General features: G+C 70.6%; 15 protein-coding genes. 6 read left to right on the plus strand and 9 right to left on the minus strand.

Going from position 1 to position 17,587, the window contains the following annotated elements; genetic code table 11:
• Positions 1–10: 10 nt before the first annotated feature.
• On the minus strand, positions 11–808 hold the full coding sequence (locus ACQ9ZG_RS31300) for a phytanoyl-CoA dioxygenase family protein (RefSeq protein ID WP_109914789.1): 798 nt from the start codon (positions 806–808) through the stop codon (positions 11–13).
• Positions 809–852: 44 nt separating this feature from the next.
• Positions 853–1,584: a class I SAM-dependent DNA methyltransferase gene (locus ACQ9ZG_RS31305; protein WP_109914788.1), complete on the minus strand. Its 732-nt coding sequence runs from the start codon at positions 1,582–1,584 to the stop codon at positions 853–855.
• A 159-nt stretch (positions 1,585–1,743) separates the two neighbouring features.
• On the opposite strand from ACQ9ZG_RS31305, the gene ACQ9ZG_RS31310 reads away from it, so the two are divergent.
• A complete protein-coding gene (locus ACQ9ZG_RS31310; RefSeq protein ID WP_109914793.1) occupies positions 1,744–2,961 on the plus strand; it encodes a class I SAM-dependent methyltransferase in 1,218 nt (405 codons plus the stop codon).
• A 40-nt stretch (positions 2,962–3,001) separates the two neighbouring features.
• On the opposite strand, the gene ACQ9ZG_RS31315 is transcribed toward ACQ9ZG_RS31310, so the two are convergent.
• From ACQ9ZG_RS31315 to fabG, 4 genes are all read right to left on the minus strand, one after another.
• Positions 3,002–5,026 (minus strand): AfsR/SARP family transcriptional regulator, encoded by a 2,025-nt coding sequence (locus tag ACQ9ZG_RS31315; protein WP_258312041.1) that lies wholly within the window; start codon positions 5,024–5,026, stop codon positions 3,002–3,004.
• Positions 5,027–5,354: 328 nt separating this feature from the next.
• Positions 5,355–6,677: an activator-dependent family glycosyltransferase gene (locus tag ACQ9ZG_RS31320; RefSeq protein WP_109914786.1), complete on the minus strand. Its 1,323-nt coding sequence runs from the start codon at positions 6,675–6,677 to the stop codon at positions 5,355–5,357.
• Between the two features lie 51 nt (positions 6,678–6,728).
• Entirely contained in the window at positions 6,729–7,676 is a 948-nt protein-coding gene (locus tag ACQ9ZG_RS31325) for an aromatase/cyclase (protein ID WP_109914785.1), read from the minus strand.
• A 54-nt stretch (positions 7,677–7,730) separates the two neighbouring features.
• Positions 7,731–8,516, minus strand: coding sequence for a 3-oxoacyl-ACP reductase FabG (gene fabG, locus ACQ9ZG_RS31330; protein ID WP_109914784.1), 786 nt, complete (start codon positions 8,514–8,516; stop codon positions 7,731–7,733).
• 223 nt (positions 8,517–8,739) lie between these two features.
• Here fabG and ACQ9ZG_RS31335 point away from each other — a divergent pair, with 223 nt between their 5' ends.
• From ACQ9ZG_RS31335 to ACQ9ZG_RS31345, 3 genes are read left to right on the plus strand one after another with little or no spacing between them, the layout of a single operon-like run.
• Positions 8,740–9,804, plus strand: a complete 1,065-nt coding sequence (locus tag ACQ9ZG_RS31335; protein WP_018487473.1) for a methyltransferase — start codon at positions 8,740–8,742, stop codon at positions 9,802–9,804.
• Between the two features lie 51 nt (positions 9,805–9,855).
• Complete coding sequence (locus ACQ9ZG_RS31340; RefSeq protein WP_109914783.1) at positions 9,856–10,755, plus strand: alpha/beta fold hydrolase; 900 nt, start codon at positions 9,856–9,858, stop codon at positions 10,753–10,755.
• Between the two features lie 38 nt (positions 10,756–10,793).
• Positions 10,794–11,213 carry an ester cyclase gene (locus ACQ9ZG_RS31345; protein WP_018487475.1) on the plus strand — a complete coding sequence of 140 codons (420 nt, stop codon included), beginning with the start codon at positions 10,794–10,796 and terminating at the stop codon, positions 11,211–11,213.
• Between the two features lie 168 nt (positions 11,214–11,381).
• Here the strand turns inward: ACQ9ZG_RS31345 and ACQ9ZG_RS31350 are convergent, their stop codons facing one another.
• Positions 11,382–12,458, minus strand: coding sequence for a nucleotide disphospho-sugar-binding domain-containing protein (locus tag ACQ9ZG_RS31350; RefSeq protein ID WP_258312040.1), 1,077 nt, complete (start codon positions 12,456–12,458; stop codon positions 11,382–11,384).
• A gap of 306 nt (positions 12,459–12,764) precedes the next feature.
• On the opposite strand from ACQ9ZG_RS31350, the gene ACQ9ZG_RS31355 reads away from it, so the two are divergent.
• Positions 12,765–13,601: an NAD(P)H-binding protein gene (locus tag ACQ9ZG_RS31355; protein ID WP_109914781.1), complete on the plus strand. Its 837-nt coding sequence runs from the start codon at positions 12,765–12,767 to the stop codon at positions 13,599–13,601.
• A gap of 49 nt (positions 13,602–13,650) precedes the next feature.
• Positions 13,651–15,000: an activator-dependent family glycosyltransferase gene (locus ACQ9ZG_RS31360; RefSeq protein WP_109914780.1), complete on the plus strand. Its 1,350-nt coding sequence runs from the start codon at positions 13,651–13,653 to the stop codon at positions 14,998–15,000.
• Positions 15,001–15,076: 76 nt separating this feature from the next.
• Here the strand turns inward: ACQ9ZG_RS31360 and ACQ9ZG_RS31365 are convergent, their stop codons facing one another.
• Both ACQ9ZG_RS31365 and ACQ9ZG_RS31370 read right to left on the minus strand, forming a co-directional pair.
• Complete coding sequence (locus tag ACQ9ZG_RS31365; protein WP_109914779.1) at positions 15,077–16,360, minus strand: activator-dependent family glycosyltransferase; 1,284 nt, start codon at positions 16,358–16,360, stop codon at positions 15,077–15,079.
• An 11-nt stretch (positions 16,361–16,371) separates the two neighbouring features.
• The gene (locus ACQ9ZG_RS31370) at positions 16,372–17,586 is read right to left on the minus strand and encodes a cytochrome P450 family protein (RefSeq protein WP_499281470.1); all 1,215 of its coding nucleotides are present in this window, start codon (positions 17,584–17,586) and stop codon (positions 16,372–16,374) included.
• Position 17,587 lies beyond the last annotated feature (1 nt).

Raw genomic sequence — 17,587 nt, forward strand, 5'->3', positions numbered from 1 at the left:
GTGTACGGGGTCAGCCGGTGACGAGCGGGAAGAACCGGGGATCGTCCAGCGGCCGGCCCGGTTCCAGGTGCGCGAGGTACTGGTCCATCACGCCCGGCAGATAGGTCGTCCCGGCGTCCATGTAGATGACCCCGTGACCGACCCGGCGGGTGTCGGTCTCATTGCCCCCGGCCCAGTGCAGCGTCCGGCAGTGGTGGAAGGCGACGTCGCCCGCGCGCAGCGGCACGGTGACCCGGGGCCGCCAGGGGAAGTCGGGCCAGATCTCGTCGGGCTCGCGGAACTGCTCGAAGCCGGTCATGTGCCGCAGCCGCTCGGCGTCCGCGCGCAGGTGCGACCCGGGGATGTAGCTCAGGCAACCGCGTTCGACCGGTACGTCCACCAGGGCCACCCAGGCGGTGAGGGTGTGCTCCAGCCCGTCCATCGGCAGCCCGGCCTCGTCGTCGTGGAGCAGGGTCGGTGGTGCCACCTCGGGCTCCTTTACCAGGACCTCACTGCTGTAGAGCCGCAGCGGGACGCCCGCCAGCCGGGCCGCGATGCCGGTCAGCGCGGGGTGGAGGGCGAGCCCCCGCAGGGTCTCGTCCTTGCGCCAGACCTGGGTGGTGTAGTTGACCTCGACGGCCGCGCCGTCCTCTCCGCCCTCCCACACCTCCATGTCCCGCGCCAGGATGTTCTCGGCGGCCGTCCGGTAGAGGGCGACCTCCTCCGGGGAGAGCAGCCGGGGCACATGGACGAAGCCGTCCTCGCGATAGCGGCGGACACTCTCCTCGGGGAGCGTCGCCGGGGTGGTCAGTTCACGGGGGGACGCCATGGGCGGCTCTCCTTCGCGTCGATGGGGGAGTGGGGCCCGGACGCTCATCCGACGGGGGCGGAGGCGTCGAACACCCCGAGGAACAGCCCGCGGCCGTTGTGCAGACCGCCGAGGTACTCCACGTCCAGGCCGGCGGCGGAGAAGGCATCCTCGTACTGGCGGCGGGTGAACAGCGAGATCAGATGCGTCTCGCTGAAGTGGCGCACCCCCGAGGCGGCGTCGGCGACCAGATAGTGCACCTCCACCCGGGAGGCATCACCCACCCGGACCGAGTGCGACACCCGGGCGAGCGTGCGGCCCCTGTCGACGGTCGTTCCCGTGGCCACATGGCCGTCCAGGAAGGTCTCCGGGAACCACCAGGGGTCGACGGCGACGACACCGCCCGGCTGGAGGTGCCGTGCGAACCGGCGCAGCGCGGCCGCCAGTTCACTCGGATCGGTCAGATAGCCGATCGAACCGAACATACAGGTGATGATCGAGAAGGAGCCGTCCAGCGCGAAGTCGCGCATGTCACCGGTGTGGACGGTGACCCCTGGCAGCCTGCGCCGCGCGGCCTCCGCCATGGGCGCGGACAGTTCGAGACCCTCGACCCGGTCGAACCGTGGTCGGAAGTGCTCCAGATGGGCCCCCGTGCCGCACGCCACGTCCAGCAGGGACGCCGCGCCCGGCATCCTGGCCCGCACGTGGCGGACGATCTCCTCGGCTTCCGCCCGGTAGTCCTTGCCCCTGCCCTGGTGCAGCAGCTCGTAGATCTCGCTGGCCTCTGCCCCGTACAACCCGACTCCCTCCGCCGGCGGGTCCGCGCGTTCACGGACGTGGGCCGCCGGAATCAGGCTGGGGCGAGGGGGTCGAAGCCTCACCGAGGCCCGCTGGAGCCCGGTGCGGTCCAGTCGTTGTTGAGACGGCTGCGAGAGCCCGGGGAGACCGTGTACACCATGACGAGCTGCCGTATCTGCGGCGGCCGACTTCACGAGTTCGGTGATTTCGGTACGCAGCCGCTTTCCAGCGGGTTCCTGGAACCCGACTACATCGGGGACGAGTACCTCTTCCGGCTCGCGCTGGGAGTGTGCGACTCGTGCACCATGGTCCAGCTCATGGAGGAAGTCCCCCGGCATCTGATGTTCAACGGCCACTACCCGTACCTGTCGTCCGGGTCGTCGGTGATGAGGAAGCACTTCGAGCGGACGGCGCAGGACTTCCTGCGGACCGAGCTGACCGCCCCCGGCGCGTTCGCGGTCGAACTGGGCTGCAACGACGGGATCATGCTCCGGGCACTCGCGGACGCAGGTGTCAGGCATATGGGCGTGGAGCCCTCCGAGAGCGTCGCCGACATCGCCCGCAGGCTCGGTATCCGGGTCACGACCGAGTTCTTCCAGGCGTCGACCGCGCGGGAGATCAAGGAGGCCGAAGGGCCCGCCCAGCTGATCTACGCGGCCAACACCCTCTGCCACATCCCCTACATGGAATCGATCTTCCAGGGGATCGACGCACTGCTGGCGCCCGACGGTGTGTTCGTCTTCGAGGACCCCTATCTGGCGGACATCGTGGAGAAGACCTCGTACGACCAGATCTACGACGAGCACTATTACTTCTTCAGCGTCACCTCGGTGGCCGCCATGGCCGAGCGGTTCGGTTTCGAGCTGGTGGGGGTCGAGCGGCTGCCCGTGCACGGCGGTGAGGTGCGCTACACCCTCGCCCGCAGGGGACGGCGCACGCCTGCCCCCGCGGTGGCGCAGCTGCTCGCGGAGGAGAAGACCCGCAGGCTGGCCGAGTTCGACACCCTCCAGGGCTTCTTCCGCAACGTGGAGCGCTCCCGGGACGAGTTGGTGAGTCTGCTGCGGAAGCTGAAGGCGGAGGGGTGCACGATGGTCGGCTACGGCGCGACCGCGAAGAGCGCGACCGTGACCAACTATTGCGGGATCGGCCCCGAAACGGTCTCGTTCATCTCGGACACCACCCCGAACAAGCAGGGGCGGCTCACCCCCGGTGCACACATTCCGGTGCGCCCCCGGGCGGCGTTCGAGGATCCCTATCCCGACTATGCGCTGCTCTTCGCCTGGAACCACGCCGAGGAGATCATCGCCAAGGAGACCCGGTTCCGGGAGTCCGGCGGCAGGTGGATTCTCTACGTGCCGCACGTGCGGGTGGTGTGATGTTTAGGGCCCGCCCGGTCCACCGGGCGGGCCCTGGACATCACCCGCAGGAGGGCCCCTGGCAGGCGTCCGCCCCGAGCCGCGGGTCCTGCTTCAGCGTCGAGTCCAGCAGGCCCCTCGCGTAGGTCCAGGTCAACGGGGGAAGCGCGTAGTGCAGCTCGTCGTTGTTGTAGTGGACGATCTTGAGGAGGTAACTGTTCACGAACCGGTCGAGGATGTGCTCCACGGAGGGGATCTCCCAGCCGAGCAGATTCGCCACCGTGGCGGCGGTGAACTCATCGGCGGGCAACATGCTCAGCAGCCGGAAGACCGCCTGCTCGCTGCGGGAGAGCCGGTCGTACGCCGCGTCGTAGCCGGACCTCACGTCGAGGTCGCCCAGGCGCAGTTCGCTCAGGATGTCCTCGGAACGCGCCAGCTGGTCCGCGACCCGGGTGAGCGGCAGTCCCGGCATGGTGGCCACCCTCCCGCCGATGCATCGCAGGGCGAGCGGCAGCCAGCCGCCCAACTCCACCAGTTTGCCGGCCGCCTGTGGTTCTTCGTCGAGCCGTTCACGACCGATCAGGCTGGCGAGGAGAGCGATGCCTTCGGCGCTGTCCAGCACGTCGAGGTCCACGCTCTGCGCTCCGGCCAGTCCGTGCAGCCGGCGACGGCTGGTGATGATCACCGCGCACTCGGGACCGCCCGGCAGCAGCGGACGGACATCCGTCAGCGTCGCCGCGTCCTCGAGCACCAGCAGGACCCGACGCGCCGCAGTCGTCGAACGGAACAGCTTGGAGCGCTCCTCCAGGTTCGCCGGGATCAGGGTGTCGGGGATGCCCAGGGACCGCAGCAGGCCGTGGAGCACCTCCCGGACGTCCCTCGGCTCGTCGGTCGAGCCGAGGAGTTCGACATGGAGCTGACCGTCCGGGAAGAGGTGGCGTACCCGGTGGGCGAGATGGACGGCCAGTGCCGACTTCCCCACCCCCGGCATCCCCGCGATCACGACGACACGGGTCGCGGCGTGCCGTACGGTCCCGTCCACGGGCGGCCGGAAGTGGAGCATGATGTCTTCGATGACCGGGGCCCGGCCGGTGAAGTCGCCCACATCTGCGGGAAGCTCCGCCGGCGGGGGTGCGGTCGAACCCCCGGCCGTACGGTGCCCGTCCGGGGCGGAGCGCGGCGGCGGTGGCACCGGCCCGGCCTTTCCCGCGGCTCCTTCGGACAAGGCGCCGGTGGCCTCGCGCTGGGCGGGTACCGTCGCGAGCATCAGGTCGACGGCGGTCGCCCGCCCACCTCGTGTCCCGGTCGCACCGGATACGGCGCCCTCCCGCGGCACCGTATGGATGGACTGCCGTGTCTCGAACGGCGGCCCGACCGGCGCGTCCGCCAACAATGCCTGGTGGAGTTGGCGCAGTTCTTCGCCCGGCTCGAGCCCCAGGTCCTCGACCATGTTCTGCCGTAGCACCCGGAAGACCTCAAGGGCTTCGTGACGGCGGCCCGACCGGTGCAGAGCGATCATCAACGAGGCGTGCAGATGCTCGTGCAGCGGATGCGTGAGAATGAGTGATTTGAGTTCGCTCACCAGCTCCCTGTGATGGCCGAGTCGGAGATCCGCCTCTATCCTCATTTCCAGCGTCCTGGAGCGAAATTCCTCAAGGCGTGTCGCGTACGAGGAAAGAAGCGCGCCCCTGTCCACGTCGACGAGTGCGGGGGCCCGCCAGATCGCCAGCGCTTCGGCCAATAATTCGCGGGCCTTTGTGGCGTCGCCGTTGCGGAGTGTCGCCTTCCCTTCGCCGACGGCCTTTTCGGCCCGGTGGAGGTCGACCGACGAGTTGGGTATATGCAGGACATAGCCGCCCGGCCGGGTGTGGAGAACCTCTTCGCCCCCGTGGCGAACCAGGATCTTGCGGAGTTTGTATATGTAGGTCTGGAGCGTTGTCAGCGCACTGGTGGGAGGTCCGTCCTCCCATAACTCGTCGATCAATTCGGATGTTTGGACGACTGCGTTCCGTCGCATGATCAGTAGTGCGATCACTTGTCGAGGCTTGGGTGCTGTAGGCGCAATGTTCTTGCCCTTGTCCAGCATCCCCAAGGGTCCGAGAACCTGGAAATCCATTGTTCCCCCCATTTGCACACAACGGTGGCTCGATCCGCTGTCGAAGCGAGGTGCGTCGAAATTCGACCGCCCATCGAGGTTGGTGGCCCCAGGAAGCGATACATCGCGACTCGCTGTACGTTGACTCTAGATTTGCTCGAGAAGCTTGTCAATGTTTGGTTAATGAGAACGTCAAGAATTGGTAATTCGATTGACGGAGCGCCGGGGTGCGTGCAGAGAGATCGAGATCCGGTGGGGGCAACCGATCTCTTCCGGCCACGGTGTCCGAAGGAGGGAATGGGCAGGCGACACGCGGAAGTCAGGTTCCGCCGCGGGCGGCCGGGAGATGCTGTGAGGTGAGCTGTTCGAGTACGGGGACCACATCGGCGGGGGCAGGCGCCGTGCCCGCCTCCCGACGCAGCCGGCGAGCGTGCCGCGCAGGAGCCGGATCGTCGAGGACCCGGCCGACGAGGTCGCGCAGGCCGACCGCGGTGAGCCGGGCGGGATCGGCGACCCGGAACCCGGCTCCGGCCCGCTCCAGGCCCTCCGCTCGACGCGCGCTGTCCCACAGCACATCGGGGAGGATGACCTGCGGTACGCCATGGGCCAGCGCCGACTGGAAGGTGCCGGCCCCGCCGTGGTGCACCACCGCGGCACAACTCGGCAGCAGGGCGTCCAACGGGACGAAATCCACCACCCGCACCCGCGCGGGCAGCGTCCCGAGCCCGCCGCGGCGCGCCGCACCGACGGTCGCGACCACCTCGACGTCGAGCGAGGCAACGGCTTCGAGCACCTCGGCCACCGATACCCGGTCCCGGCCGAGGGTCTCCAGCAGCGACAACCCCAGGGTGACGCAGACCCGGGGCCGCCGGGGCCGCTCCAGCACCCAATCGGGCAGTACGGCCGGTCCGTTGTACGGGACGTAACGCATCGGCACCCGCGGCAGACCGGTCGGCAGAGCCAGCGTCGACAGCACCGGATCGATCGTCCACTGCCCCACCACCGCCTCCTCGGCGAAGCCGCAGCCGTACTCCTGAAGGGTCCAGCCCAACCACTCCGCCATGGGGTCGTCCCGCAGTGCGGGTATCCGGCGCTGGAGGGCCCGGTTGTAGTGGTGGCGCAGAAGTCCGATGAGGTCGAGACCGAAGAGCAACCGGGCGTGCGCCGCGCCCGAGGCCATCGCGGCGACCGGACCCGCGAAGGTCATGGTGTCCCACACCACGAGGTCCGGCCGCCACCACCGCGCGTACCGCACCAGGTCATCGATCATTTCCGGGTCGCACTGGGTCGGGAACGCACCCGTCGCGAGGGCCAGCTGCCTGCTGTGCATCAGCTCGTACGTCAGCCGCTCGGGACGGACCTCGCTGATGTCGGTCAGCTCCAGGTGGTCCAGTGCCTCCGGCACCTCCCGACCCGCCTCCAGCGCCTCACTGCGGCGCTCGTCCAGCTCCCGTACGAACGCGTCCTGGTTCAGCGGCGCACCCACCGGCACCGCGTGCAGTCCGGCCCGCAGCACGTGCTCCACGGCATCGGGCTGGGTGGCCACGCGCACATCGTGCCCCGCGGTACGCAGCGCCCATGCCAGGGGGACCTGGCTGTGCACGTGCGTGCGCGCGGCAAAGGTGGTGAACAGGACGCGCATGGCCTTCTCCCGACCTCTCCCCGACGTCGAACGGTCCGTTCGGTGCCCTGCTCAGCGTCCTGCGATCCCCTCCGCGTACGCCTTCGCGCACCCCATCGTCGCCGTGCTGTTGCGGCCGAGAGCCGCCCGGACGAAAGTGCGCGCCTCGGTGACGCCCGCCTCCGCGCCCAGGACGTCGGTGATCGCCTCCGGATCCAGGACCACGGTGTGCGTACTGGTGATCTCCGTTCCCTCTTCGACCTCGAGGATCAGCCACTCACCGGTGTGGGCCGACATGAGTGCGGGCGTCCTGAGCTGCTTGTAGACGATCCGGTCGTGGGGGAAGCAGATCCGCACGGACCGGGTGGTGTGCGTGGAGCCGTCCGCGGTACGGGTATCCATCTCCAGGACCTGCTGTCGAGGCGTCTCCTCGGTGAGGGCCACCCGGGACACGTGCGGCAGCCGCTGCTCCCAGGCGTCCGCCCGGTCGATGAAGTCGTAGACGTCCTTGGCGGCACCGGCCACCCGCAGCGAGTCCGAGAAGGTCAGCGTCAGCTCGCTCCGCCGGGTGCGCAGCTCGGCGGCGGCGCGGAGGGCGGCCAGCTCCTGGGCGCTGTTGCGGTCGACCGCCTGCCGGATCCACTCCTCCTTCGCCGGGTCGTCCCCGATCGCGCGGAAGTCGTGCAGCAGCCGGACCAGGGTCGCGCCGGCCGGATCGGTCCCGATCACCCACTCGCCTCCCATGGCGGCCACGGGGGGCGCCGACACCTCCTGCCGGAACCGGACCCGCAGCCGTTCCCGGTCCAGTTCGCGCAGTGAGGTCCAGCCCTTCACCTCCCCGCCCGCGGTGGCCCAGATCCGGATGCGCTCGCGGTCGCCGTCGCGCTCGGCGTCGACGTGGACGCAGGGCGGGAACGTCTCCGGCCAGCCGGTGACGTCCTCGATCAGCGCGAACACCACATCGGTGGGCGCGTCCACGGTGATCCGGTGCTCGGTGCGGTGGGTCCGGGGCTCAGTCATCTCGTTATCCTCTGTCTCACCGGTCGCTGCCACGGTCGTCGTCTCCCGGCCGGCTCAGTAGTTGCCCAGCCCGCCACAGACATTGAGCGCCTGTGCGGTGATCGACGCGGCCGTGTCCGTGACGAGATAGCCGACCAGGCCGGCGACCTCCTCGGGCGTCGCGTAGCGCCCCAGCGGGATCTTCGCCTCGAACCGGGTGAGCACCTCGTCCTCGCTGGTCTCCCAGAAGTCGGCATACCCCTGGCGCACCCGCTGGGCCATCGGGGTCTCCACATAGCCGGGGCAGACGGCATTGACCGTCACACCGGACTTCGCCAGCTCCTGTCCCAGCGCCTTGGTGAATCCCACGACGCCGTGCTTCGACGCGGAGTAGGGGGCGCCGAACATCACCCCCTGCTTGCCGCCCGTCGAGGCGATGTTGATGATCCGGCCGCTCGCGTTCTCCAGCATCCGGCCGGTGGTGAGCACCTCGCGCGTCATACGGAACACGCCGTCGAGGTTGGTCGCCATCACATCGCGCCACAGCTCGTCGGTGATGGCCGACGTCGTGCCGCCACCGCTGCGGCCGGCGTTGTTGACCAGCACGCCGACCGGCCCGTACCGCTCGACGGCGGCTGTCATGAACGTCTGCACGTCCTCGGTGGAACGCACGTCGCAGGCCCGGCCGTCGACCTCGAACCCCTCCTTGCGGAAGCGCTCGACGGTCCCGGCGACGTTCTCGGCGTCCCGGGCACACAGGAAGACCCGGTGCCCCCGCTCGGCCAGCAGGGCGGCGACCGAGGCGCCGATGCCGCTGGTCGCACCCGTGACGACGGCGACCTTCTGTTCCTTGCTCGTCATGCCTTCCCCGTTCCTCAAGCCCTCGCCGACCCCTGGACGTCCGCCGAGCGTGCACTGAGCGGAACATCTGCTGCTCACGCTGCCAGGGGAAACTCGCGCCCCACTTGACCCGTCCGCCACCCCCGCTCCGGCAGCCGCCCAGCGAACGTCGAGACGGTTGCGAGAGGGGCGGACCACACTCACCGGGGCACGGACGTCCGATCGACCCGGGGGAGACGCCCACGTGAGCAGTACGAGCAGTCAGCACGACGGCACACCGATCGACCGCTTCCTGCGCCTGGTCGACCTCGTCACCCCGATGTCCCTTCGGGTCGCCGCCACCCTGCGGCTGGTGGACCACATGGCCGCAGGCGCGCACACTCCCGGGGAACTGGCACGGGCCACCGGCGCCGACGCCGAGGCGCTGCACCGGCTGGTCCGCCACCTCACCGCCGTGGGCGTGTTCGAGGAGATCGCCCCCCGCCGGTTCGGCCCCACCGGCCTCGGACTGCTGCTCGCCGACGGCCACCCCCTGCAACAGCGCTCCTGGCTGGCGCTCGACCAGATCATCGGCCGGGCCGACCTCGCCTTCACCCGACTGCTGGAGGCGGTCAGGACCGGACGCCCCAGCTACGAGGCGCTGTACGGGCGCCCGTTCTGGGACGACCTCTCCGCCGACCCCGGGCTCGGCGAGTCCTTCGACGCACTGATGGCGACCGAGGAGGAAGCCGTCGACGAGGGCTTCATCGCCACTCGCGACTGGAGCGGCGTACGACACGTACTCGATGTCGGCGGCGCTCCCGGCGGGCTGATCCAGTCGATCGTGCGGGCCCTGCCCGGGGTGCGCGGCACCCTGCTCGACCTGCCCTCCCCGGCCGACCGGGCCCGCGCCAGGATCGCCGGGCGAGGGCTCTCCGACCGGATCGACGTCGTCGGCGGGGACTTCTTCGACGAACTGCCGGTCACCGCCGACCTGGTGCTGCTCTCCATGGTGCTGCTGAACTGGCAGGACGACGAGGCCCGACGCATCCTCGAGCGCTGCCGGGACGCCCTGGAGCCGGGCGGAACCCTGATCCTGCGCGAGCGCGCCGAACCCTCGCCGGACGAGACGACGAGCACCGCCGACCTCCACTTCAGCCTCCTCGACATGCGGATGCTGGTCTTCCTCGGCGGCAGGGTACGGACGACGGCCGAGTGGCGGGAACTGGCGGCGTCCGCAGGGCTCGCCATCACCTCCCTGGTCACCCCGATCACGTCGCCCGTCGTGCCGTTCGACTTCTGCCTGATCGAGATGACCCCCGTCGACTGACGGGAACGGAACCCGAGCGACACCAGAGTGAACCCGCGAGAGGGACCCGGTATGCCCGAACGGATCGTGACCACCGACGACGTACGGCTGTGGAGTGAAGACCTCGGAGACCCGGCCGGCTCCCCGCTGCTGCTGATCGCCGGGGGGAACCAGTCCTCACAGGCCTGGCCGCGGGAGTTCGTCGACCTGCTGACCGCGGAGGGACTGCGGGTCGTCCGCTACGACCACCGCGACACCGGACGCTCCACCACCCGCGACTTCGCCCGACACCCCTACGGCTACACGGAGTTGTCCCGGGACCCGGTCGCCGTACTCGACGCCCACGGCATCGGTGCCGCGCACGTCGTCGCCATGTCGATGGGCACAGTGATGGGACAGCTCCTCGCCCTCGACCACCCCGAACGGCTCCTCAGCCTGACACTGATGCTCGGCGGCGGGCTCGACGTCGATTTCGACGGCAACATCGAACGGGCCTTCAACGGGCAGCCCTCCGTCGACGGGCTGCCCCTGCCCCAGCAGCCCCTGCTGGATGCCCTGGCCCTGATGTCCGAACCGGCCGAGGGCCGCGACGCCGTACTCGATCTACGGGTACGGCGGTCGAAGCTTTTCTCCGGCGACAAGGTGCCGTTCGGCGCGGACGACTTCCGTCGCTGGGAGGAGCAGGCCGCCGATCACGCCGGCACCGTCGAGGAGCCGGTCGCCCACCACCGGCTCGCCTCCCATCCCCGCGAGCGCGCCGCCGAACTCGCCCGGGTACAGGTTGCGACCCAGGTGATCCAGGCGCTGGAGGACCCCATCTCCCCACCGCCCCACGGCAGTCACCTCGCCGGACTCATCCCGGGCGCACGCCTGGTGGAGATCCCCGGCATGGGCCACGCGCTGCCCCGCTCCGTCCACCCTCCGCTCGCCGAGGCGATCACCGCCCACATCCGCACCGCTGCCCGGTCCTGACCCACCGGCCCGATCCGGCGCCCGTACGAGGAGACCCGATGTCCCCACAGGAGAACAAGGCACACGCCCTGCGCATGGTCGACGCGTGGAACCGCGGCGACCCGGACGCCGTCATCGCCTACTGGGCCCCGGATGCCGTCCATTACGACGAGGACGGCAGCCGGATGCCCGCCGACAGGATCGCCGACATCATGCGGGGCACCCTGGACTCGTTCCCCGATCTGCGCCTGGAAGCCAGGAGCGTGGTCGCCGAGGGCGACCGGGTCATGCTGCGGATCACGGCCACCGCCACCCACCGGGGCGACTTCATGGGCGTGCCCGCGACGCACGCCCCGGTCACCTGGCACTACCTCGAAGAGCTCCTCTTCGACGAGCAGGGCCGCGTCACCGCGCACTGGGACGTGATGAACTTCGCACCGCTCTACCGGGTCCTGGGGCAGATCCCCGACGGGCTCTGACCCTCCACGGCAGCCGATGCCGGACGGTTCCCCGACGGACTTCGCGAACCGGGGCGGCAGGGAGCCCGGGCCCGCTCACGGCGGGCCCGGGCTCCCTGCGCTGCGCGTGCCGTGCGGCCGCGTCCCGTACGCGAGGCAGGTGTCACCCGCCCGTACGGACCGCTCCGCTCAGCCGGCGAGGTCCACCAGCCGCGGCACCAGCTCGGCCGGGGTCGGCATCGTGTCGGCCATTTCCCGGCGCAGTCCCTCGGCCGCGCCGCGCAGCTCCCCGTCGAGGAGCAGCCGACGGCACTCCTCGGTGCCGATGGTGGTCGGGTCGGCCGCGAACCCGGCTCCGCTGCCGACCAGCACCGCGCTGTTGGCCTGTTGGTACGCGCCGTCCGGCAGGACGCACTGCGGCACCCCGAGCCTCATGGCCGTCAGCAAGGTGCCCGAACCGCCGTGGTGGACGATGCCCGCACAGGTCTCCAACAGCGGTGCCAACGGCACCCACTCCACGGTCCGTACGTTCTCGGGGAGCTCGCCGAGGAGCTCCGCATCCCCGCCGCCCAACGTCAACACGAACTCGGCATCGACCCGTGCCGCCTCGGCCATCAGAGGGGCGAGCATCGCGATACCGCCCCACTGGGCGCCGATCGACCCCAGGGTGACCGCGATCCGCGGTCGCTCGGGGACCGTGAGCAGCCAGTCGGGAAGCGTTCCGCCGCCGTTGTGGGGGACGTAGCGCATCAACCACTCGTCATCGGGGCGTTGGCCACCCGGCAGGAGGTGCGCGAGACGGGCCGGGACCGAGCTGATGCGCGCGGTCGCCCTCGGTGTCCCGGCGACGTCATGGCGCTCGTAGTCGCCCTTCATCGCCGCCCGCAGCAACCCGGCCAGCCGGGGATCACTGTCCGCCGGCCCCAACGGCAGCTCCACGCACGGGATGCCGAGCGCACTCGCGGCGAGCGCACCGGCGCCCTGCGCGGCCGAATGCACGATCACATCGGGGGACCAGGCGCGCGCCGCCTTCAGCACCCCGTCCACCTCGGCACCCGACACCCGTCCGAAGAGCTCTGCGAGGAACTCCACACCGGCGTCCTTGACGTACATCGGGTCCTCGGCCCCGTCGGGCACCCAGATCTTGTCGTAGTCGAGGCCCGGGGTGACATCGACGGCGTGCAGGCCCGCGTCGGTGACGGCCTCCAGCGCAGCCCCGAGCGCGTAGCGCACCTCGTGTCCGGCGGCGATGAGCGCGTGGGCCACGGGAATCGTCGGAAAGGCATGACTCAGTACGGGAGAGGTGACGAACAACGCGCGCATGGTTCCCCTGTCGACGAACTGCTGGGTTCGGTGAGCGTCGCAACCACCTCTCGCCGTCCGGCCGAGGAACGGTGGAAGCCGGTGCCGGCCCGGCTCCAGTGGCCCACCGGAGAACCTCGTGGTGCACCCGGCATCGTGATCGTCCGGCCGACGCCGGTCTCCAGGACGGCGGACGGCCGCCCGGCCGTCGGCCCGCGCCGGATCCCCCGGGGTGCGGGCCACGGCTGCGGTACAAGGTGGAGGAGACCCATGACCATGCTCGTCACCGGCGCGACCGGACACGTCGGCCGCCATGTGGTCCGCCGGCTCGTCGCCGCCGGCCACTCCGTCAGGGCGCTGACGCGCGATGCCGGCGCTGCCGCGTTCTCCGAGGGCGTGACCGTCTTCGAGGGCGATCTGCTACGGCCCGACACCGTGCGCGCGGCGCTCACCGGGGTGGCGCGGCTCTACCTCTTCCCCGTGGCGGAGACCGCTGCCGAGGTGGCACGATCGGCTGCCTCGCTCGGGGTGCGGAGGATCGTGGTCCTCTCCTCGGACGCCGTCACCGACGGCACTGATCCCAGCGGGCACCGGGACGTCGAGGAGGCGGTGGAAGCCGTGGCGGCGTCCGGGGTGGAGTGGACCCACCTCAGGCCCGGTGAGTTCGCCGTCAACAAGCTCAGCCTCTGGGAACACTCCATCCGCACCGGGTCCGTGGTCCGGTCCGCCTACCCGGGCGCGATGGGTGCGCCCGTGCACGAGGACGACGTCGCGGCCGTCGCGGTCGCCTCCCTGTTGGAGGACGGTCACCAGGGCGCGATCCACCGGATCTCCGGGCCCCGGGCGCTCAGCCAGCGCGACCAGGTCCTCGCCGTCGCACGAGGGCTCGGGCGCGAGATCGCCTTCGAGGAAGTCTCGCCCGCCCAGGCCCGCGCGGACATGACCGCCCAGGGCTTCCCCACCGACATCGCCGAATACATCCTCGCCCACCAGGCGACCTGGGCGGACCGGCCCGCCGCCGTGCACCGGACGGTGGAACAGATCACCGGGCGGCCCGCCCGCGACCTCACCCGCTGGGCCGCCGACCATCGGGCCGACTTCCGGTGACCCCGCCTCCCGGCCGTCCCGTGTTCCCGTGACCGAGCGGAGCCCAACGATGCGCGTACTGTTCGTCACCCTCGCCGCCGCCACACATCTGCACGCCCAGGTGCCGGTCGCCTGGGCCCTGCGGGCAGCGGGGCACGACGTCTGCGTGGCGAGTCACCCCGATGTGGTGGACGACATCGTCCGCAGCGGGCTCACCCCCGTACCCGTCGGTGAGCCCATGGACATCGGCCGGTGGGCGGACGTCCCACCGCTGACCGAGGAGGAGTTCCAGGACGAGACCAACATCTGGGATGCGCGCGGCGGGGTCGACTGGGAGCTGTTCGACCTGTGCGAGCTGCGGCCCGAGAAGCTCGGCTACGCCTCTATGCAGGCCGTCTTCAGCGCCTGGGTCGGGGCGAGTTTCCAGCAGATCTCCTCGCCGCGCGTCATGGACGACCTGGTCGGCTTCGCCCGGCAGTGGCGGCCCGACCTGATCATCTGGGATCCGCTGACCTTCGCGGCCCCGGTGGCCGCCGTCGCCGTCGGGGCCGCGCACGCCCGGATGATGTTCGGATTCGACGTCATCGGCCGTATGCGCCAGACCTACCGGGCCGCCTTGGCCGACCGTCCCGCAGTCCTGCGTGAGGATCCGTTCGAGGAATGGCTGGGCACCGCGCTGGCCCGGTACGGGGGTGGTTTCGACGAACAGGCCGTACTGGGACAGTGGACCATCGACACCGTTCCCTCCTCGATGCGGCTGGAGGTCGACCAGCTGTACGTCCCGATGCGGTACACGCCGTACAACGGCCGCTCCGCCGTCGAGCCCTGGCTGTGGCATCCGCCCGAGCGCCGACGGGTCTGCCTGACCCTCGGGAGCTCTTTCAGGGAGCTGATGGGAGGCGACCGTGCCGACATCGGGGAACTGCTCCGGGCCGTCGCCGATCTGGATGTCGAGGTGATCGCCACCCTGAACACCGACCAGTTGGACTCCCTGCCCCCGCTGCCGGACAACGTCCGTGCCGTGGACTTCGTCCCCCTGGACGCCCTGCTGCCGAGTTGCTCGGCGATCATCCACCACAGTGGGTCAGGCACCACCCAGACCGCGCTCGCCCACGGGGTGCCGCAGGTCATCGTCCCCACGAACATGATGGACAACGTCCTCAAAGCGCAACGGGTCGAAGCCGCGGGGGCCGGGCTCCACGTCCGCGACACCGCCGCGCTGACGGCGGACTCACTGCGTGCGCTCCTGCTGAGGGTGCTGGACGAACCCTCTTTCGCGGCGAAGGCGGCAGCTGTGCGCCGGGAGATGCTCGCCGCCCCCGCACCCCGCGACATCGTGCCCGTACTGGAACGACTCACCGCACTCGGGCGCAGCCGGGCGGTGCCGGAGCTGCCGGACACCTCCGGCGCCGTGTCGTGAAGTCCCGTCCGCCCACCGTGCACCGGCCGAGGACCGGGCCGCCGCTCCCTACGGGGAGACGGCGGCCCGGTCCGTGTCACGCGGGCGCGGCGGTACGGCTGCGGTGCCGCGCGGTGAGCCGCTCCAGCACCTCCACCACCTCGTTGGGGCTGGGCGCGGCATTCACCTCCGCCTGCAACTCCTGGGCACGCAGCCGGAATTCCGGCTCCTTCAGCAGTCTCAGCAGGCCGGATCGGAGGCTCTCCGCCGACACTCCGCCCGCCGGTAGATACAGCCCGGCCCCCAACTCCGCGAGCCGCTGCGACCGGTACACCGCGTCCCACACCCGGCCCAGCGAGATCTGCGGTACCCCGCTCGCCGCGGCGGTCGCCCAGGTACCGGCTCCGCCATGATGCAGGATCGCCGCACAGGTCGGCAGCAGCACGTCCAGCGGTACGTGGTCGACCAGCCGCACGTTGTCCGGTACCGACGGGATGAGTTCCCGTTCGGCCGGATCCACCGTGGCGACCACCTCGGCGTCCAGTCCGGAGACCGCGTCGAAGACGTCATCGACCAGGATGGTGCTGGGCGCCCCGGTGTAGCGCGTGGTCATGCCCGCCGTCACACAGATCCGGGGCCGGGCGGGAGCCGACCGTAGCCACGGCGGCACCACCGTCGGCACCTGTCCGCTGTACGGGACGTACCGCATGGGCACCAGGGGCTGTCCCAGTGACAGGCGTACGCTCGGCGGCATCTGGTCGATGGACCACTGGCCCGTGACGATCTCCTCGTCGAAGGAGCAGCCGTAGCGTTCCAGCGTGAGGGCCAGCCACTCGCCCAGGGCGTCGTCGTGTTCCGTCTCCGTTCCTCCCTCCCAGTGCTCCCGCAGGAGTCGGCGTGTGCTCATGAACATGTCCGGGAAGGAGAGCAGCCGGGCGTGAGCCGCGCCGCTGGCGCGCGCCGCCACGGCACCGGCGAAGGTGAACGGCTCCCAGATCACCAGGTCGGGCCGCCACGCACGGGCGAAGGCCACCAACTCGTCCACCATCGACTCGTTGTTGATCCAGGAGTAGAAGAGCGAGGTCATCACGGTCTCGTGGCTCATCAGGAAGTCGCGACCGAGCCGCTCGTGACGTTTCTCCAGGTAGTCGGCGCGGTCGTGCAGGGCCATCATGGGACCGCCCACGGCGCCGAGCACCGTGTGCAGCGCCGGGTTCTCGCCCACCGGCACCGCGGTCAGACCCGCGCCGGTGATGGCGGGAGCGAGTGCTGGCTGTGAGGCGACCCGCACCTCGTGCCCCGCGGTCCGCAGCGCCCAGGCGAGTGGCACCGAACCGCTGAAATGGCTCTGCTCCGCGAAGGAGGTCATCAGTACGCGCATGGCTCGGCCCTTCAGCAGGTGGAAACGGGAAGGTGCAGCACGCCGCCGGTCACGGGCGAGCGCAGCCGCCGCAGTTCGGCGCCCGACCGGCGCAGCTCGGGCAGCCGGGCGACGGCGGTGGCCACGACAGCTGTCGCCAGCGGCCTCACCAGTGGCTCCAGCGGGCCCGTGAACAGCTCGTCGGTGAAGGTCAGCAGCGATGCTCCGACGGGCCGGTCGAGGTCGAAGCGGTCCGGGTCGGGGAAGACTTCGGGGTCACGTTGAGCGGCCTCCACCAGGACCACCACATCGTGCCCCGCCTCGATCGGCTGCCCGCCCAGCTCCACGTCCTCGTACGCGAACAGCTTCACCATCCGCACCGGCGGGGAGTGGCGCAGCGCCTCCTGGACGGCGTCCGCGGCGCGGCCCGGTTCCTCCCGGACCCGGGCCCACGACTCCGGGTGGTCCAGGAGCAGGGACACGGTCCTGGCGGCGGTGTCGGCGGCCGTCTGCACCCCGGCGACGGCGAACAGCCCCGCGAGCGCCCGGTCGTCGGTGCCGGACGCCTCGCCCGCGGTGTCCAGCAGTGCGCCGACCCGTTCGACCGCGCTGATCATCGCGCGGGCCGTGGGGGTCCGCGGTGGGCAGACCGTCGCGTCCAGCGCGGGCGCGGTGTCGACGGACCACCGCACGAAGTGCTCCCGTCCGGCCGGGGGCAGACCGAGCAGCGCCGCCACGGACGCCGCCGTGACCGGGTGCGCGACGTCGGTCATGAAGTCGAACGCGCCGTCCTGCCGGCGCAGCACGTCCTCGCACCGTTCGGTGACCTCGGCCGCGAAGCCGGTGCCGACCGCGGTGCGGGCCAAGGCGGTGAGCTTCCGGTACTCGCTCCGCTCCTGGGCCAGGTACACCTCGTCCAGAGGCAGGACCGTGTGCAGAGCCGGCAGTTGCCACTCGTAGGCCGGTTCGCCGTCCGCGCCGTCGGGCGGCACGGGGTAGCGGACGCCGAACCGGGGGTCCTTCAGCAGTCCGGCGGCGGTGCCATGGCTCGCGGTTACCCATGCGTCGGCCATGCTCCACATCACCTCGCCGTGTGCGCGGGCATGACGGCCGAGAGCGTGCGGGTCGTCGCTCTCGGCCCGCAGCAGCAGGGCGTACGGGTCGTCCTTGATGCCGTAGATCCACTGCATGCCCCGGAGCGACATCAGCAGGGAGCCCAGCTCACTGTCGGTCTTGGTGGAAATCATG

Source organism: Streptomyces araujoniae (assembly GCF_050871195.1).
GTDB lineage: Bacteria > Actinomycetota > Actinomycetes > Streptomycetales > Streptomycetaceae > Streptomyces > Streptomyces bacillaris.

Excerpts from the sequence above, each read along its gene's own strand:
- ACQ9ZG_RS31315 (WP_258312041.1), bottom strand. The coding sequence starts at position 5,026 with ATGCTGGACAAGGGCAAGAACATTGCGCCTACAGCACCCAAGCCTCGA.
- ACQ9ZG_RS31370 (WP_499281470.1), bottom strand. The coding sequence starts at position 17,586 with ATGATTTCCACCAAGACCGACAGTGAGCTGGGCTCCCTGCTGATGTCG.
- ACQ9ZG_RS31310 (WP_109914793.1), top strand. The coding sequence starts at position 1,744 with ATGACGAGCTGCCGTATCTGCGGCGGCCGACTTCACGAGTTCGGTGAT.
- fabG (WP_109914784.1), bottom strand. The coding sequence starts at position 8,516 with ATGACGAGCAAGGAACAGAAGGTCGCCGTCGTCACGGGTGCGACCAGC.
- ACQ9ZG_RS31300 (WP_109914789.1), bottom strand. The coding sequence starts at position 808 with ATGGCGTCCCCCCGTGAACTGACCACCCCGGCGACGCTCCCCGAGGAG.
- ACQ9ZG_RS31340 (WP_109914783.1), top strand. The coding sequence starts at position 9,856 with ATGCCCGAACGGATCGTGACCACCGACGACGTACGGCTGTGGAGTGAA.
- ACQ9ZG_RS31365 (WP_109914779.1), bottom strand. The coding sequence starts at position 16,360 with ATGCGCGTACTGATGACCTCCTTCGCGGAGCAGAGCCATTTCAGCGGT.
- ACQ9ZG_RS31325 (WP_109914785.1), bottom strand. The coding sequence starts at position 7,676 with ATGACTGAGCCCCGGACCCACCGCACCGAGCACCGGATCACCGTGGAC.
- ACQ9ZG_RS31320 (WP_109914786.1), bottom strand. The coding sequence starts at position 6,677 with ATGCGCGTCCTGTTCACCACCTTTGCCGCGCGCACGCACGTGCACAGC.
- ACQ9ZG_RS31345 (WP_018487475.1), top strand. The coding sequence starts at position 10,794 with ATGTCCCCACAGGAGAACAAGGCACACGCCCTGCGCATGGTCGACGCG.
- ACQ9ZG_RS31355 (WP_109914781.1), top strand. The coding sequence starts at position 12,765 with ATGACCATGCTCGTCACCGGCGCGACCGGACACGTCGGCCGCCATGTG.
- ACQ9ZG_RS31360 (WP_109914780.1), top strand. The coding sequence starts at position 13,651 with ATGCGCGTACTGTTCGTCACCCTCGCCGCCGCCACACATCTGCACGCC.